Below are 17,001 nucleotides of genomic sequence, written 5' to 3'. Positions count from 1 at the left end.
GTCCGAACAGAAGGGCCGACTGGGCTGAGATATGACAGTGGCCAAGAGGAAAGCTGCGGAAAACGACGGGCCGCCCCGCCGTAATGCGTCAGAACCCCGCCATGGACTTGTCGAGCACTCCACCCAGCGCACCGTAGATGCTGCACCGGGCAGAGTGTCCTGCTCTGCGGCGGAGGCCGAACCCCAGGGCGAACGAGCACGCGAAGAGTCCGCCGAGGGCCGCGGTCATGGCAGGGTCGTAGACGAAGTGCACGAAGCATGCGATGCCGACCCAGACCAGGATCGGCAGGAGCGAGCCACGCAGCACCGTCCGGAACCTGAGCCGTACCGCACCCGGGGGCAGTACGCGTTCGTTCCACACCTCGATGTGGTTCCTGGTTCCGCAGTGCTCAGGCTGCATGCCGGTCAGGCCAATCGGGCGTGGACCCGGTCGCGGTTCTCGCGTACGACGGTGAATCCGGCCGCTCGGTGGCTGAGGTGTACGGCGTCATCTCGGGGGAACAGAGGCCCCGCCCCCCGGCGCAGTGGACCGTGCCGGGGGCGGGGCGGGAGGGCTGGGAGGTCAGAACGTCAGGCCCCAGCTGTCGATGTAGCCGGTGTCGCCGTAGTAGCTGTCCGTGACCCGCAGCTTCCACGTGCCGTTGGCCGTCTCCGAGGAGGCGTTCACGGTGTAGGTGGTGTTGATGTTGTCCGCGGAGCCGCCGGTGCCCAGCGACTTGAGGGTGTAGACCGAGCCGTCGGGCGCGACCAGCTGGACCGTCAGGTCACCTATGTAGGTGTGGACGATGTTCACCGGTACCTGCAGGGCCGACGGGGCGTTGCCGGAGACACCGGAGACGGTGATCGGGGACTCGACGGTCGTCCTGTCGCGGATCGTGTAGTTCGAGGAGTTGGTGAAGGTCGTGCCGGACGGCGGAGGGGTGATGCCGCCGCTGCCGACGTACAGCAGGCGGTTCGGGGAACCGGTGCCCGGGTTCGTGACGGCGCCGGAGACGGAGCCCGCGACCAGCGCGGAGGCGACCTGCGCGGGGGTGGCGGACCGGTTGTCCGCGAGGTACAGCGCCGCGGCGCCCGCGACGTGCGGGGTGGCCATCGAGGTGCCGGAGATGGAGTTGGTGGCGCTGTCGCCGGTGTGCCAGGCGGAGGTGATGGACGAGCCCGGGGCGAAGATGTCCAGGTTCGAGCCGTAGTTCGAGTAGCTGGCGCGGGCGTCCGTGCTGGTGGTGGCGCCGACGGTGATCGCCTCGGCCACCCGGGCCGGCGAGCCGGTCGCGGTGGTGGACTCGTTGCCCGCGGCGACGGCGAAGGTGACGCCGGCGGAGATGGCGTTGCGCACCGCGTTGTCCAGCGTGGTGCTGGCGCCGCCGCCGAGCGACATGTTGGCGACGGCCGGGAGGACCGCGTTGGCGGCGACCCAGTCGACGCCCTTGATCACACCGGCGGTGGTGCCGGAGCCGTTGTTGTCGAGGACCCGGACGCCGACGATGGAGGCCTTCTTGGCGACGCCGTGGGCGCTGCCCGCGACGGTGCCCGCGACGTGGGTGCCGTGGCCGTTGCCGTCCTGGGCGACGTTGTCGTTGTCGACGGCGTCGTAGCCGTTGCGGGCGCGACCGCCGAAGTCGCTGTGGGAGATGCGCACACCGGTGTCGATGATGTAGGCGGTGACGCCCTGACCGGCCGTGTCGTCGTACGTGTACGAGCTGTTCAGCGGTAGCGCGGTCTGGTCGATGCGGTCCAGGCCCCAGGACGGCGGGTTGGTCTGCGTCGCCTGAGTGGTGACGGTGCGGTTCTGCTCGACCAGTGCGACCGCCGGGTCGGCGGCCAGCTTGGCGGCCTCGGCCTCGGTGGCCTCGACGGTGTAGCCGTTGACGGCCTCGCGGAAGGTGTGCTCGACCTCGGCGCCGTACTTCTTCGCGACGCCCTTGCCCTTGGCGGAACCGGCCTCGGTGGCCGGCTTGAGGGTGACGATGTAGCTGTCCTCGACCGCGTTCGGCGCGTCCGCGTAGGCGATCGTCCCGACGGGCTCGGCGGCGTTCGCGGGGAGAGCGGTGAAGAGGCCGCCGGTGAGAGCGGCCGCGGCGACGGCGCAGATTCCGACGAGCGTTCTCCGCTTGGTGTTTCGCATCACTGTCATCTGGGGGTTCCTTCTCGACAGGTGGGGAGTGGGGTGGGGGGAGGTGCGCCATGGGGGGCGCACGAAGCGAACACCTGTACCGGTTCTTCTTCCGGACAGGAAGGAGTCAGGTGCATGCCAAACACGGACGCTGTGACCGTGTCTGCTTTTCCCTGTCGCCAGCCGAAAGATTGAACGGTCTACGCGGATTGCACAAGAGGTTCCGTCGCCCCTTGACTTCCGTGCCACGAACGAGAAGTGACACAAGGCCACCAAACGCCCCAGGCGCGTTGGGTAAACGAGATCACTGTCACAGTGGCCTCGCGGAATCGTGCCGATGTTTTCCGGTGCCCTCTCCGGGAGCGCCCGCCGTTCACCCGTGTGCAGGGTGGGGAATTCGAGGGTTTTCCTTAGCGGAAAAGGAGTTTGCGCGCCTGCTGTGATGAGTGCCGGGGTTGTCGCTGACGGGACCTGGTGGCGGCCTGGGGCGGTGGCTGTGGCAGGGTGCGGACATGGGATGGTCGTTCAAGGTGCATGGCGGGGTCGCGGCCGGGCTGGGGGCCGTTCTGCTGGTGCTGGCCGGGCTCACCTGGCTGCCAGGAGCCCTGCCGCCGGCCAAGGCGGGGTGGCTGCCGGCACTGATCGCCGTACTGTTCTTCCCGATCGTCATATCCGCTGTGGTGCGCCTCTTCCTGGCACGCGTGGACAAGTCCTCGGCCTGGCAGGCCTTCCGGTGTCTTCCCGGCCGGGTGCAGACGGGACTTGCGGTACTGGCCCTGTCGGGGGTGGTGATGACGTTCCTCGGCAAGGGGCAGGAAGGGAACCTGCAGGCCGTCGAGGTGAAGGACGGGCGGTACTTCGCCTTCGACACCACGCCGCACGCGCGCGGCACGGTCGAGCTTTTTTCCCATGAGCAGTACCGGGCTGTCCTGGAGGCCGATCAGCGCATCATGCTCACGGTCTCAGGCGTGCTCTTCGTCGGCGCCGCGTACGCCGTCCTGGTGGCCGGTGAGCTGCGTCGGGCGGATCGTGGCGTGGTGTCGTCGAAGTAGAGGGTGGCGGGTCCCGTCGTATGGGAGCGGCGGGACCACGCCCTCGTGTCGCGGCGGTCGGTGCGGGGTTCTCAGCCGCGCAGTTCCGCCAGCACCGCGTCCGTGAACGGGGGCCAGGCCTCGACCGCCCAGGGGCCGAAGGCGCGGTCGGTGAGGGCGGCGCAGGCCACCCCCGCGGTCGGGTCGATCCACAGGAACGTGCCCGACTGGCCGAAGTGGCCGAAGGTGCCCGGCGAGGACGAAGCGCCCGTCCAGTGGGGGGACTTGGCGTCGCGGATCTCGAAGCCGAGGCCCCAGTCGTTGGGGTTCTGGTGGCCGTAGCCCGGCAGGACGCCCTTGGTGCCCGGGTACTGGACCGTCATCGCCTCGGCGACGGTGCGCGGGTCGAGGAGGCGCGGTGTCTGGATCTCGGCGGCGAAGCGCAGGAGGTCGTCCACCGTGGAGACGCCGTCCTTCGCCGGGGAGCCCTCCAGCGACGTCGACGTCATCCCCAGCGGCTCCAGCACCGCCTGCCGCAGGTACTCGGCGAACGGGATCTCCGTCGCCTTCGTGACGTGGTCGCCCAGCTGCTCGAACCCGGTGTTCGAGTACAGGCGGCGCTCGCCGGGCGCGGAGGTCACCCGGTGCTCGTCGAAGGCGAGGCCCGAGGTGTGGGCGAGGAGGTGGCGGACCGTGGAGCCCGAAGGGCCGGCCGGCTCGTCCAGCTCGATCGCGCCCTCCTCGTACGCCACGAGCACCGCGTAGGCGGCGAGCGGCTTGGTGACCGAGGCGAGCGGGAAGCGGTGTCCGGCCGGTCCGTGGGTGCCCAGGACGGTGCCGTCCGCCCGGACGACACCCGCCGCGGCGGTGGGGACCGGCCAGTTCTCGATCAACGCGAGGCTCTTGAGCGACATGCCGTCGAGCCTAAGCGCTCACAGCCGCAGCTCCAGCAACGGGTCCGGCCTCCGCGTGAAGCCCAGCGAGGCGTACAGCGGCTCGGCCTGCGCGGACGCGGTGAGGCGGACGCGGCGGACGCCCCGCTCGCGGAACCACTCCAGCAGCGCCTCCACGCAGGCGCGCGCGTGCCCCCGGCGGCGGGCGTCCGGGTCGGTGGCGACGCTGAAGACGTAGCCGTCGATGCCGTGCGGGTTGTGCGCGCCGCCGATGCGGTAGTCGATCGTGCCGGCCGCCAGCGTCGCCAGCCCGCGCCGGTCCGGGTGGTCCACCACGAACGCCGCGAAGGTGCCGTCCGTCTCGGCCAGCCTGGCGCGCAGGACGGGCAGGGAGTCGGCGTGCCAGTCCGTGGAGGGGGAGGAGCGGGGCATCGAGTCGATCATCACCTGGCGCAGCCGCAGTACTTCCTCCGCGTCCCCGGGCGCCGCGCGGCGTACGAGAGTCATGTCCGCCATGCTATTCAGCCGGTGCGCCCGCCGTCCCGCCGTTTCCCACCGGTCACGGTTGCCTGGAGTGCACTCCAGGGATCTAGCGTGGAGTGCATGACGGTGACGGAGACCATGGGTGAGAGTACGGGGGCCAGGGCCGACATCTGTGCCGGCCCGCCGCCGGGCGAGCGGCGGCCGGACGGCCGGGACACGTACACGATCAGCGAGGTCGTCGCCCTGACCGGGCTGTCGGCCCACACCCTGCGCTGGTACGAGCGCATCGGCCTGATGCCGCACATCGACCGGTCGCACACCGGTCAGCGCCGCTACAGCAACCGCGACCTCGACTGGCTGGCCCTCGTCGGCAAGCTCCGCCTGACCGGTATGCCGGTCGCGGACATGGTGCGGTACGCGGAACTGGTGAGGGAGGGTGACCACACCTACGGCGACCGTCTCGAACTGCTGACGGCGACCCGCGAGGACGTGCTCGCCCGGATCGCGGAACTCCAGGGCACCCTCGCCGTACTCGACCGGAAGATCAGCTTCTACGCGGACGCCGGGCGCGCCCCGGCGTCCGAGAGGTCCGGGCCGTGACGACCGGCAGCAGGATCGCGCCGGCGGCACCGGGCGCCGGCGGGCCGAGGGGGGCGTACAGGGCCCGGATCGCAGGGGCATGAGTTCCGCCTGCGGCCCCGCAGACGCGGAACCGGCCCGACCGGACCCGGTCGCGGCCGAAGCGGCGGGCACCCGCTGCGCGCACAGGGCGCAGACGTCCGCCGGACAAGAGCAACTCTCCCGGGCGGCGGCCCCCCGGTCCGTCGTGCGCGGACCGTCGCGCGGTACGGACGCGGTGCTCCTGCGGCCCGGCGGTCCGGTCCGCGGCTGAACCGGTGCAGGGAAAAAGCCTGTTGCGCCGCCGCGCTCCGCCGGCACCGTGAGGCACCGGTGTGAAAACCCTGTGGAAGCGATGTCGGTGGGGCCGCTTATGCTGCACCGATTGATCACGCGGGGCCAGGGAGGGCGCGGCATGTTCGGCAAGCTGTTCGGCAGGGGCGGGGAGAGACCGGGGGCGGATCCGTACGCCCTTCCCGTCCCGCGCAAGAAGAACGGGATGTACACGCTGCGCGCGCTCGGGGACACCCGCGTGCTGGCGCTGGTGGAGGCGGCCGACGCGGGTGAGTGGGAGGCGGTGAAGGAGGCGCTGGCCCCCTTCGACCTCGGCCGCGACCACCACGTCCTCGGTGAACTGGCCGAGCTGGACGGTGTGGAGGAGTGGATCGGCCGCGCCGTCGAGGAGGACGAGGAGCACCGGGCGGAGGCGCTGCTGATATCCGGGGCGCGCCACATCGTCTGGGGCTGGGAGGCGCGCACCTCGGCACGTGCCGTGCACGTCTCGCGGGAGCAGTGGCAGGTCTTCGGCCAGCGGCTCCGTATCGCCGAGGAGCACCTGTTCGAGGCCGCCGAGCTGCGGCCGGAGTGGGTCACGCCGTGGCGCCATCTCCTCACCTCCGGGCGTGGCATGTCTCTGGGCCGCGCCGTCAACGAGACCCGGCTGGACGCCGCCCTGCGCCGCGACCCGCTGGACCTGGCGAGCCACCTCGAGTGGGTGTCGCAGTTGCAGCCCCGCTGGGGCGGCGAGCAGGGGCAGGCCCTGGCGTTCGCCCGTGAGGCGTTCGCCGGCGCGCCCGACGGCCATCCTCTCGGCTGTGCGGTCGCCATGGCCCACATCGAGGACTGGGTGGAGTCGGACGAGTCCGAGTGCCTCGACACGCCCGAGATCCATGCGGAGTTGGCGGAGGCCGCCCGGCGCAGCGTCCTGCACCCCGACTACGAGCGGCGTCCGGGCTGGCAGCACGACTTCAACATGTTCGCCATGGCCCTGTCGCTCGCCTCCGAGAGCACCGTCTGCCGACGCGTGTTCCACGAGCTGGACGGCGCCCACACCACCTGGCCCTGGACCTACTTCGCGGAGCCCGAGAAGCAGTTCGCCCACCGCCGGCGCCACGCCTGAGCCCGCACCTGCCCCTCTCGAACTCCTCACCCCGGACTGCCCGATGACTCTGCCCGAAACCGCCCCGAACCCGGCCGGCGCCGACCGCACCTTCCAGGTGGATCTGCGCGGCCTCGTCGATCTCCTCTCCCACCACCTCTACTCCAGCCCCCGCGTCTACCTGCGTGAACTGATGCAGAACGCGGTGGACGCGCTGACCGCCCGGCACGTCCTCGAACCGGCCGCCCCCGTCGACGCCTTCGGTATCCGCCTGCACGCCGACGGTTCGGTGGTACGCGTTGAGGACGACGGCGTCGGCCTCACCGAAGCCGACGTGCACACCTTCCTCGCCACGATCGGCCGCAGCAGCAAGCGTGCCGAGCGGCTCGTCGAGCAACGCGGCGACTTCATCGGTCAGTTCGGCATCGGCCTGCTCTCCTGCTTCCTGGTCGCGGACGAGATCCACGTGCTGAGCCGGTCCGCCCGCACCCCCGACGCGCCCGCCGTGGAGTGGCGGGGGCGCGGCGACGGCAGCTACACCGTCCGTGCCCTGCCCGCCTCCGCCCGGCCCCGGCCGGGCACCACCGTCACCCTCACTCCGCGCGCCGACGCGGGCGAGTGGACCCGCCCGGCCCAAGTGCAGTCCCTCGCCCGGCACTTCGGCTCCCTGCTGCGTCACCCGGTGATCTTCTCCGACGGCACGGACGGTCCGGGCGCGCCGGTCAACCCCGAGGCGGCGCCCTGGGCGCGTGCGTACCCGACGCCGGGCGCCCGGTCCCGCGCGCTGGCCGCGTACGGCGAGGAGGTCTTCGGGTTCACCCCGCTGGACACCATCGAGCTGGACCTGCCGGCCGTGGGCCTGAAGGGCATCGCGTGCGTGCTGCCCGAGGCGGTGCCGGCCGGGCGCCGCCACGGCCACCGCGTGCACGTCAAGGGCATGCTGCTGTCCGAGCAGGCCGAGGAGATCCTGCCCGAGTGGGCGTTCTTCGTCCGCTGCGTCGTCGACGCCGAGAGCCTGCGCCCGACCGCGTCCCGCGAGTCCCTGTACGAGGACGACACCCTCACCGCGGTCCGCGACGCCCTCGCCGAGCGGCTGCGCGCGTGGATCGCCCGGGCCGCCGCCAGCGACCCGGACCTGCTCGCCCGCTTCCTCCAGACCCACCACCTGGCCGTGAAGTCGCTCGCGGTGCACGACGACGAGATCCTGCGGATGCTGCTGCCCTGGCTGCCGTTCGAGACCACCGACGGACACACCACCCTCGACGAGTTCGCGCGCACCCACCGCACCGTGCTGGTGACGTCGAGCGTGGAGGAGTTCCGGCAGGTCGCGGCGATCGCCTCGGCGGCCGGGCTCGGCGTCGTCAACGGCGGCTACACCTACGACCGCGAACTGGTGCACCGGCTGCCCGAGATCAGGGCCGAGGTCAACGTCGCCGACCTCGACCCGGCGACCCTCACCGCGCACCTCGACCCCGTCGACCGGGAGACGGAGCTGGCCGCCGCGGCCTACCTCGCCCTGGCCCGCGACGCCCTCGCCGTCTTCGACTGCGACGTCGCGCTGCGCACCTTCCAGCCCGCCTCCGCCCCCGCCCTCCTCGTCGACAGCCGCGAGGCCCGGCACGAGCGCACCCGCTCCCAGCTCGCCCGTGAGCAGGAGGGCGGCCTGTGGGGCGACATCCTCGGCGCCCTGCGCCAGGAGGCACCGCGGGCCCAGCTGATCCTCAACCAGCTCAACCCGCTGGTGCGCACCGCCGTCGCCATCGACGAGCCCGAACTGGCCCGCACCAGCGCCGAAGCCCTCTACGGGCAGGCCGCGCTGCTGTCCCGGCGTCCGCTCAGGCCCGCCGAATCGAGCCTCATCAACCGCTCCTTCCTCGACCTTCTCGCCCACGCCCTCCGCAAGGACAGCTGACGATGCCGACCGCACCCCGTCCCCAGAACACAGACGAGCTGTACCAGGCGCTCCGGGAGAACGACCGGCGCCCCTACGGTCGCACCCGCACCGTCACCGCCGAGGAACTCGTCGACGCCGCCGAGCAGTTCGCGGAGCCCGTCCCGCTGATCGACGCGCTGCTCGAACTCCAGGAGGCGTACACCTACGGCTCCGAACCCCGCAAGTCGCCCGTCGTCTTCGCCCGCCTGCTCACCCTCTTCGACGAGCAGCCGGACCTCTTCGACGAACGCCTGCGCCACCAGCTGTTCTGGCGGTTCAAGTGGGTCGCGGGCGCCCTGCGCGCGCTGCCCGAGATACCGCTGGCCAGCCTGCGCCAGTGGCTGACGGAGATGCGTGACCGGTACGAGAAGGCCGGCCTGGACCTCCAGCCCTACTACGGGCAGGCCTACCGGCTGGCCGCCCACCTCGGTGAGGAGACCGCCCTCGCCTACGAGTTGTGGGCGGGCCGCTCCCGCTCCCGGCTCAGCGACTGCGAGGCCTGCGAGACCTGCGACCGTGCCCTGTACCACCTGGCGGCGGGCGACGACGAGCGGGCACTGCGCGCCTGGGAGCCCGTCCTGGCGGGCAAGGAGTCCTGCCAGGAGGAGCCGGCCCGCTCCGCCTCCTACGCGCTGCTGCCCCTGCTGCGCACCGGCCGCACCGACCAGGCACGCGAACTACACCTCGCCGGCTACCGCGGCTGCCGCCGCAACCCCTCGATGTCCGCAGAGGTCGGCCGGCACCTGGAGTTCTGCGCGCTGACCGGCAACGAGGCACGCGGCCTGGAACTGCTCGCCGAGAACCGGAACCTGTTCGACGAGGTGGACTCGCCGCAGGACCAGCTCGACTTCCTCACCGGAGTGGAGGTTCTCCTCCAGCGCGTCGAGACGCTCGGCCACGGCGAGCTGCCCGCCGCCGGGTTCCCGGGCCGCACCTGGACCGTGACCGGCCTGCGCGCCGAGGTGCGCGGCCGCGCCGCCGACCTCGCCGCCCGCTTCGACGACCGCAACGGAACCACCGCCCACACCGACCGCCGGAGCACCCGCCTCGACCGGGCCCCGCTCCTCGACGCGCTGGAACTGACCCTGCGCACCCGCAGCCTCGACGACGTGGCCCCGGCCGCACCGGCCGCCCCGGTCGCCGCGAAGGCGTCCACTGCCCGTACGACCGCCACCGTGCCCGAATCGCTGACCGAACTCATTCGTCAGGCAAGGTCGTTGGAAGAGGAGGCGCACCCGGACGCACAGGCCTGCTGGGCGCGGCTGCGCACGCTCGTCGCCGCCCGCGACTACACCCACCCCGAGGACCCGGCCGTGGGTCCGCTCCTGCGGCTGCGCGCGGACCTGCTGGCCGACGAGGCGAACTGGGCGGGAGACAAGGACGAGTTCGCTGACGCCGCCGCCCTCCACGAGGAGGCCGCGGGTCTGTACGACGACGCCGGACTGCCGGGTCACGCGGCGCTCGCCCGCGCCTGCGCCCTGCTCGCCGCCGCCGAGATCCCCACGGAGGACGCCGACGGCCCCGAGGCGAAGGCCGCAGCGCTGACCACCGCCCACACGGCCCTGGTCCGTCTGCACGAGGAGACCTCCGGTCTCGCCCCGCACCAGGAGGCCCGCCTGCTGCGTCTGCGGGCAACCGCGCTCGGCCTGCGCCTGCAGGTGTCGGGGAACTCGGGGAACGAGGAGCACGTCGCACCGCTGCTCGCCGAGGTGGACCTGCTGCACGCCTTCGCCACCCGGCACGGCATCGGCGGGCAGGTCGCCAGGGCCCTGCTGCTGCGGGCCACCACGTACGCCCTGTCCGGCGACCTGCCCGCCGCGCTCACCGAGACCAACGGCCTCCTCGACCGGCTGAAGGAGCACGGCCCGGCCTGGCACCTGCCCCGCGTGCTCGCCCTGCGGGGCAGGCTCCACCTCGGCCTCCAGGACGCGCAGGCCGCGCACGCGGACCTGTCCGAGGGCCTGCGGCTGGCCGCCGACTGGCCGGCCGACGCGGTCGACACCGCCCGCCTGCACGCCGAACTGGCCGAGATCTGCATGCACCTGGGCCGCCCCGACGAGGCACTGCGGCACCTGACGCGCTCGGCGGAGCTGGACCTGCGCCGCGGCAGCCGGTTCGCCGCGTTCTGCACCTACAGCGGCGCGGCCCAGCTGAGCCTCGACCTGGGCCGCGTCGAGGACACCATCGCCCTGCTCGACTCCCTGCTGGCCGAACCGGACGTCACCACCGGGGAGCTGGACGACCGGCTCGCCGCCCAGCTGCGCCTGATCCGGGCCCGCGCGCTGCACGCGGGGGACGACCTCAAGGCCGCCACGGCGGAGTTCGTCGCCCTCGCCGCCGAGTCGGCCGGCTGGGACGACGACCCGGGAAGCCACGCCATGATCGCCGCGGAGACGGCCGTACTCCTCGGCGAGTCCGGCGAGTTCGGCCAGGCCCGCAAGGCCGCCGACCAGGCACTCGCCGCCCACGCCCGGGCCCCGCGCTACGAGCACCTCAGCAACACCCTGCGCGAACTCGCCCGCCTCCAGGCCCAGCAGCAGGGGTCCGACGGCCTGGCCGAGGCCCGCGCCTTCCTCGCCGACGCCGGCCGGGTCGCCGACGAGGCCCGCGCCGCCGCGTACGAGGCCCACGGCCGATCCCTGGACACCGCCCTGGCCTACGAGCACGGGAGGGTCAACGCCTACGCCGGTGCCTACGAGGACGCCCTGACCGCCTTGGAGCAGGCCCTCACCCTGCTCGGCGAGCCGGGACCGGAGCCGGACCGCGCCGGCGAGTGGGCCGAGTGCGTCCGCCTCGCCGCCGCCGTGGAGGGCATCTACCTGGAACGTCCCGCCCCCGCCCTCACCCGCCTCGACGCGGCGGTCTCCCGCCTGACCGCGGCGGGCCACACCGAGGAGACCGAGCCGCTGACGGCCTTGGCGGACCGGCTGCGCGACGAGGAGTGACACGGTGCTCCCGGCGCCCGGGGCCCCTGCGGGTCGACGAAACCCACAGGGCCCCCGGGCACCGGGTCACCGCATGCGACGTCACCACCTCGCCGCCTCGGAGGATGCTCAGTCGAGACAGAACTCGTTGCCCTCGACGTCCTGCATCACGAGGCACGACTCGTTGAAGCCGTCGGCACGCAGCAGGCGCACCCGTACCGCGCCGAGCGCGACCAGGCGTGCGCATTCGGCCTCCAGCGCGGCCACGCGCTCCTCACCCACGAGCCCGGTGCCGACCCGCACGTCGAGATGCACCCGGTTCTTGACGACCTTGCCTTCCGGAACGCGCTGGAAGAACAGCCGCGGGCCCACCCCCGAGGGGTCGACGCAGGCGAACGCCGAGCCCTGACGCTCGAGCGGCAGCGCGCGATCGAAGTCGCCCCACGTGGCGAACCCCTCCGGTGGCGGCGGTACGACGTACCCCAGCACCCCGCACCAGAAACGAGCGACGCGCTCGGGTTCCGCGCAGTCGAAGGTGACCTGGAACTGCTTGACCGATGTCATCGGCCCACCGTAGCGGGAGCGGTGGGCAGGCCGGGGCCTGTCCGGCGGATCAGGCCGCAGGAAATCGACGGTGCCTCGCCGGCGCGGGTGAGCGGGGGTCGGTGCGTCCGGCCGCAAGGCGGAGGAGGGCGTGCCGGACGCCGCGTCTGCGGCAGGATCCGCCGGACAGGCCCTAAAGCTCCGCCAGCAACTCCGCCTTCTTGGAGGAGAACTCCTCGTCCGTCACCAGGCCCGCCTGGTGCAGTTCGCCGAGGTGGCGGATGCGGTCGGCGATGTCGGCCGGGTCGCGGCGCACGGCCGCCGCGGCCATCGCGGGCACCGGCTCGGACGTCCGTACCGCCGCCAGCACGGCCGCCGCGAACGGCAGTGACTCGTGCACCGGCCCGTAGCCCAGCCCGAACACCACGGCCGCCGGGTCCTGGTCGGCCTGGGGCGGCGACGCCGAACCGTCCCGGCGCAGCAACCGCAGATGCCCTTCGAACACCTCGGGCGACCGCCACTCCACGCCGCTCAGCTCACCCACGGGGAAGCGCTGGTCACCGGCTTTCCACTTCGCCGACGAGGCGCCCGTCCAGAACCAGTGGAAGGAGACCGTCGTCCCGTCGAAGGAGGCCTTGCCGTCGTACGCCTTGAACCGCAGCGGCACCTCGGGGGCCGGTACCAGGTGGCGTTCGGCGGGGCCGGACTCGGTGAGGCGGGCGAGGAGTTCGTCGGCGTAGTACTCGGCGAGCGTCTCGCGCTCGGCGGGCAGCACCAGCCGGTAGGGGTCGGCGCTCTCCTTCAACTGCCCGGCCGCCGCCTCCATCAGCGGGTCGGCCCCGGGCCGGGGCTCGACGCGCAGCACGACGCTGCCGCGCCTGCCGGGGGTCAGCGTCACCCCTGCCATGGCCTCCAGGGGGATGCGTCGTTCCCCGAGTGCCTGAAACAACTTGGGTGTTCGAATCCCCCTTTCGTAGCGGATGAGCACGGAGTCGGACTCGAACTCCCAGGCAGCGTGAAATCCGGCCAGTACGTCACCCATGCGGCTCATCGTATGCGGCACGAGCTTTTTCGTCCCCTCCCCGTGCATACCGCGGTTCCTCCGTCCTCTACGCGCGTCAGGGTGCCTAGGTGTAGGACAAACCCGCCCGGCATACGCCGTCATCGTGTGCGCAGGCCACCGCTCGATATGCGCCAACGCCGATCTCGGCGAAGTTGCGCAGACTGTCCGTGCCCGGCTCGAAGTACCCGCCGTGTCCCTCCGCCTCACGTGCCGACAGGACCCGCGCCCCGAAAGCGGGGGAGACCGGGTCGGCGCCGTGGCCCAGTCCGCCGACCTCCAGATAGGGCACGTCCTGGATCCAGTCGTCGGCGTCCCGCATGGCCCACACGCGCGCGTGGGTGCGCAGTGCGGAGGCCGTCTCGGCCCGCATGCCGGGGCTGCCGGCCACCGCGATGTCGGCCACCCGGCCGGGCAGTCTGCTCGCGGCGAGCCCGCACACCACGGAGCCGTAGCTGTGGCAGAACAGCGCGACCGGGGCCGTACCGGGCAGCGCGCGCAGCAGCGCGTCGAGCCGTACCGCGCCGTCCTCGGCGCGCTTGGCCATGGCCGCCTCCATGCCGAGTCCGCCGGGCGCGGTGTAGTCGGCCCAGGCGATCACGGCGGTACGGGTCGAGGGGTCCGCCTCGTGCTCGGCCGCGCGCAGCGCCTCGGCCATGCCCACGGGGGCCGAGTAGCGGCGGTAGGTGCGCTGGAAGGTGAGCAGATCCGTGTCGACGCCGGGGACGACGACCGAGACGCGTTCGGCCCCGTCCAGATCGCCGAAGACCTCGGCCACGCGGCCCGGTCCCGACGGGTTGAAGGCGAGGATCTGGCGTCCGGGACCCAGCAGTGCCCCGAGACGGTTCATCCGGCGGCCCGCCTGGTGCTGTCCCGCGGGCGTGAGCCGTGTGTCGTGCATCCGTTCCCGTTCGATCTCGCGGGCCTGCTCCATCGCGATGCGGTTGGCGCGGTACCGCAGGCCGACCGGGGCGCCGTTCATGTTGCCGACCGCGAGGGGGAAGCGGCGGGCGAGGCTCATCCGCTGCGCCTCGGTGAGCGAGGCGAAGAACCGGGCCAGCCTGCCGGGCGCGGACTGCGGGTCCGGCAGTTCGCGGCCCGCTATGCGGCCGTGCTCCCAGGCGGCGAGCGAGGCGGACAGCGGTGCCACGTCCCGCTGTTGGCGCAGTGCTGTCCAGCCGGTGGTCGCCAGCATCACGAAGACGACGGCGAGTGCGAGGAGCGCGCGCCATGCGTTCAGGTGCGGAGAGGAGTCGAAGGGAGTCACTGACAGGACACACTAGGAGAACGAGAGGGTCTCGCGTCAATCGAGTGACGGGTATCACGTTTCAGCGTGCCGAAGTGTGAGCAGACGTCACCCTACGGGTGATCAGACGCCGTGCCAGTTCCCCGCCAGCGCCGGTCCCAGCTGGTCCAGGTAGGCCGTCGTCAGCTCACGCAGGGCGGCGAGGCCGGCGTCGTCCCCGGTGGACCAGGAGTGCTCCGCCACCCGGACGACCCCGCTGAAGGCGGCCACCAGGATGCGCGGCCGGGGGTCGGTGTCCGGGTCGATGCCCTCGCGGTCGGCGATGACGCGGGCCAGCCGGTCCTCCAGTTCCGCCGCGCGCCGCAGATGGGCGGCGAGCAGCGCGGGTGTGGACTCGATCACCCGGTACACCTGCAGGTGCAGTTCCAGGGGGACGACCTGCTCGACGACCTCGTTGATGCCGTCCCAGCTCTCCCACAGGGCCCGGCGCAGCACGTCCAGCGGTGGCTCGCCGGGCGGCCGTGCCCGTACGGCGTCGACGACGAGGGACTCCGCGAGGCGCGGGACGTGGAGGGCGACCTCCTCCTTGCTGGCGAAGTAGCGGAAGAAGGTGCGCTGCGAGACGTCGACGGCGGCGGTGATGTCGTCGACCGTCGTGCCCTCGTAGCCGCGCGTCGCGAACAGTTCCAGGGAGGAGCGGACCAGCGCGTCCCGGGTGAGCCGCTTCCTGCGTTCCCGCAGACCCGTCGCCGGCACCGCGCCGGCGACGGCCCCGACCGTCTCCATCGATCCTCCAGCGTGTCCTGTGGGGGCGTTCTGGAACCGTTCCCCCAGTTCAGGCTATAGGGATGAGACGAGTCGGCTGCCGGTCGGTGAATTGGTTTGTCAACTGTCAGTGGCTGTCATTAGCTTTGAAGTCATGACCAGTCAGACCACCGTCGACGCGACGGGACCCGGGGACAAGGCGCCCGTGAACCCGTCGGACGCGGTACCCGGCAGAGGGCTGCGCGGCCATCCCTGGCTCACCCTCTTCACCGTCGCCGTGGGCGTCATGATGGTGGCCCTCGACGGCACCATCGTCGCCATCGCCAACCCCGTCATCGCCAGGGACCTGGGCGCCACCTTCGCCGAGGTCCAGTGGATCACCAACTCGTACTTCCTGGCCCTCGCGGTCTCGCTGATCACCGCGGGCAAGCTCGGTGACCGCTTCGGCCACCGGCAGACCTTCCTCATCGGCGTCGTCGGCTTCGCCGCCGCCTCGGGCGCCATCGGCCTGTCCGACAGCATCGCGGCGGTCATCGTCTTCCGGGTCCTGCAGGGCCTGTTCGGCGCGCTGCTGATGCCGGCCGCACTCGGCCTGCTGCGCGCCACCTTCCCGGCCGAGAAGCTCAACATGGCCATCGGCATCTGGGGCATGGTCATCGGTGCCTCCACCGCCGGCGGTCCGATCCTCGGCGGTGTGCTCGTCGAGCACGTCAGCTGGCAGTCGGTCTTCTTCATCAACGTCCCGGTCGGCGTCGTCGCCGTCGCCCTCGGCGTGTGGATCCTGCTCGACCACCGTGCGGAGAACCGCCCGCGCTCCTTCGACCTGCCCGGCATCGTCCTGCTCTCCGGTGCGATGTTCTGCCTGGTCTGGGCGCTCATCAAGGCCCCCGCGTGGGGCTGGGGCGACCTCAAGACCTGGGGCTTCATCGCCGCCTCGGTCGTCGGTTTCCTGATCTTCGCGTTCTGGGAGACGCAGGTGCGGGAGCCGCTGATCCCGCTGGGGATGTTCCGCTCCGTCGCGCTGTCCGCGGGCGTCGTGCTGATGGTCCTCATGGCCATCGCATTCATGGGCGGCCTGTTCTTCGTCACGTTCTACCTGCAGAACGTGCACGGGATGAGCCCCGTCGACGCCGGTCTGCACCTGTTGCCGCTCACCGGCATGATGATCGTCGGTTCTCCCCTGGCCGGTGCGGTGATCACCAAGGTCGGCCCGCGGATCCCGCTGGCCGGTGGCATGGCCCTCACCGCGCTCGCCATGTTCGGCCTGTCCACGCTCGAGAAGGACACCGGAAGCGGTGTGATGTCGCTCTGGTTCGCCGTGCTGGGCCTCGGCCTGGCCCCCGTCATGGTCGGCGCCACCGAGGTCATCGTGGGCAACGCGCCGATGGAGCTCTCCGGCGTCGCCGGCGGTCTCCAGCAGTCCGCCATGCAGGTCGGCGGCAGCCTCGGTACGGCCGTGCTGGGCGCGGTGATGGCCTCCAAGGTCGACCGCGACCTCCCCGGCAACTGGGCGGCGGCGGGCCTTCCGCCGCTCACCCCGGAGCAGTCCGAGCAGGCCTCCGAGGCCGTCCGGGTCGGTGTGGCGCCGGTGGCCCCGGGCACGCCCGGGGAGCTCGCCGCGAAGATCACCGACGTGGCGCACGAGACCTTCCTCTCCGGCATGAGCACGGCATCCCTGGTTGCCACCGGAGTCGCCGCCGTGGCGGTGCTGGTGGCCTTCCTCACCAAACGCGGTGAGAACGGCGAGAACGGTGAGAACACGGAGGCGGGCGCGGGCGTCGGCCACATCTGACGGACCCCGGCGACCGGGTTCGCTCATCAGGGTGAACCGATGCGGCGACCCCTCCCGCCCGGCGGGCACCACGGGTCACAGTGGGTCAGGTCCTCCCCAGGGCATCTCGGGGGCAGGAGAGGACGTCGGCTGTGGCGCGCCGCTGGAGGGGGGCGGCGCGCACACCGGCTCCGGCGACCCGGGACGACAGGAGGGGGCCTTCGGCGGGTCGACCCGCCGAAG

General features: G+C 72.1%; 14 protein-coding genes. 6 read left to right on the top strand and 8 right to left on the bottom strand.

What is annotated here, in order from left to right:
• Nucleotides 1-88 precede the first annotated feature (88 nt).
• On the bottom strand, nt 89-400 hold the full coding sequence (locus tag AB0I73_RS00070) for a hypothetical protein (protein WP_363032138.1): 312 nt from the start codon (nt 398-400) through the stop codon (nt 89-91).
• Between the two features lie 162 nt (nt 401-562).
• Complete coding sequence (locus tag AB0I73_RS00065; protein ID WP_363032136.1) at nt 563-2,134, bottom strand: S8 family peptidase; 1,572 nt, start codon at nt 2,132-2,134, stop codon at nt 563-565.
• A 491-nt stretch (nt 2,135-2,625) separates the two neighbouring features.
• On the opposite strand from AB0I73_RS00065, the gene AB0I73_RS00060 reads away from it, so the two are divergent.
• Nucleotides 2,626-3,165, top strand: a complete 540-nt coding sequence (locus AB0I73_RS00060; RefSeq protein ID WP_363032134.1) for a hypothetical protein — start codon at nt 2,626-2,628, stop codon at nt 3,163-3,165.
• Between the two features lie 71 nt (nt 3,166-3,236).
• Here AB0I73_RS00060 and AB0I73_RS00055 read toward each other — a convergent pair whose 3' ends face one another.
• Both AB0I73_RS00055 and AB0I73_RS00050 read right to left on the bottom strand, forming a co-directional pair.
• Nucleotides 3,237-4,058: a serine hydrolase domain-containing protein gene (locus tag AB0I73_RS00055; RefSeq protein WP_363032132.1), complete on the bottom strand. Its 822-nt coding sequence runs from the start codon at nt 4,056-4,058 to the stop codon at nt 3,237-3,239.
• 18 nt (nt 4,059-4,076) lie between these two features.
• Entirely contained in the window at nt 4,077-4,544 is a 468-nt protein-coding gene (locus AB0I73_RS00050; RefSeq protein WP_363032130.1) for a GNAT family N-acetyltransferase, read from the bottom strand.
• Between the two features lie 96 nt (nt 4,545-4,640).
• Between AB0I73_RS00050 and AB0I73_RS00045 the strand changes: the two genes are divergently transcribed.
• The 4 genes from AB0I73_RS00045 to AB0I73_RS00030 all read left to right on the top strand — a co-directional run bounded on the left by AB0I73_RS00045 (nt 4,641) and on the right by AB0I73_RS00030 (nt 11,394).
• A complete protein-coding gene (locus AB0I73_RS00045) occupies nt 4,641-5,120 on the top strand; it encodes a MerR family transcriptional regulator (protein ID WP_363032128.1) in 480 nt (159 codons plus the stop codon).
• Between the two features lie 433 nt (nt 5,121-5,553).
• Nucleotides 5,554-6,537: a hypothetical protein gene (locus AB0I73_RS00040; RefSeq protein WP_363032126.1), complete on the top strand. Its 984-nt coding sequence runs from the start codon at nt 5,554-5,556 to the stop codon at nt 6,535-6,537.
• Between the two features lie 43 nt (nt 6,538-6,580).
• The gene (locus AB0I73_RS00035) at nt 6,581-8,428 is read left to right on the top strand and encodes an HSP90 family protein (RefSeq protein ID WP_363032124.1); all 1,848 of its coding nucleotides are present in this window, start codon (nt 6,581-6,583) and stop codon (nt 8,426-8,428) included.
• Between the two features lie 2 nt (nt 8,429-8,430).
• Nucleotides 8,431-11,394, top strand: a complete 2,964-nt coding sequence (locus AB0I73_RS00030; protein ID WP_363032122.1) for a hypothetical protein — start codon at nt 8,431-8,433, stop codon at nt 11,392-11,394.
• Between the two features lie 108 nt (nt 11,395-11,502).
• On the opposite strand, the gene AB0I73_RS00025 is transcribed toward AB0I73_RS00030, so the two are convergent.
• From AB0I73_RS00025 to AB0I73_RS00010, 4 genes are all read right to left on the bottom strand, one after another.
• Nucleotides 11,503-11,937, bottom strand: a complete 435-nt coding sequence (locus tag AB0I73_RS00025) for a VOC family protein (RefSeq protein WP_363032120.1) — start codon at nt 11,935-11,937, stop codon at nt 11,503-11,505.
• A 172-nt stretch (nt 11,938-12,109) separates the two neighbouring features.
• Nucleotides 12,110-12,958 (bottom strand): DUF4429 domain-containing protein, encoded by an 849-nt coding sequence (locus AB0I73_RS00020; RefSeq protein ID WP_363032118.1) that lies wholly within the window; start codon nt 12,956-12,958, stop codon nt 12,110-12,112.
• 85 nt (nt 12,959-13,043) lie between these two features.
• Nucleotides 13,044-14,243 (bottom strand): alpha/beta hydrolase, encoded by a 1,200-nt coding sequence (locus tag AB0I73_RS00015; RefSeq protein ID WP_363032116.1) that lies wholly within the window; start codon nt 14,241-14,243, stop codon nt 13,044-13,046.
• A gap of 102 nt (nt 14,244-14,345) precedes the next feature.
• Nucleotides 14,346-15,008: a TetR family transcriptional regulator gene (locus AB0I73_RS00010; RefSeq protein ID WP_363032114.1), complete on the bottom strand. Its 663-nt coding sequence runs from the start codon at nt 15,006-15,008 to the stop codon at nt 14,346-14,348.
• A 133-nt stretch (nt 15,009-15,141) separates the two neighbouring features.
• On the opposite strand from AB0I73_RS00010, the gene AB0I73_RS00005 reads away from it, so the two are divergent.
• On the top strand, nt 15,142-16,779 hold the full coding sequence (locus tag AB0I73_RS00005; RefSeq protein WP_363032112.1) for an MFS transporter: 1,638 nt from the start codon (nt 15,142-15,144) through the stop codon (nt 16,777-16,779).
• Nucleotides 16,780-17,001 lie beyond the last annotated feature (222 nt).

The sequence above is a fragment of the Streptomyces sp. NPDC050388 genome (assembly GCF_040655635.1).
GTDB lineage: Bacteria > Actinomycetota > Actinomycetes > Streptomycetales > Streptomycetaceae > Streptomyces.
Note: the sequence above shows the minus strand (reverse complement) of the source record. Positions and strands in the feature narration are given on the sequence as shown.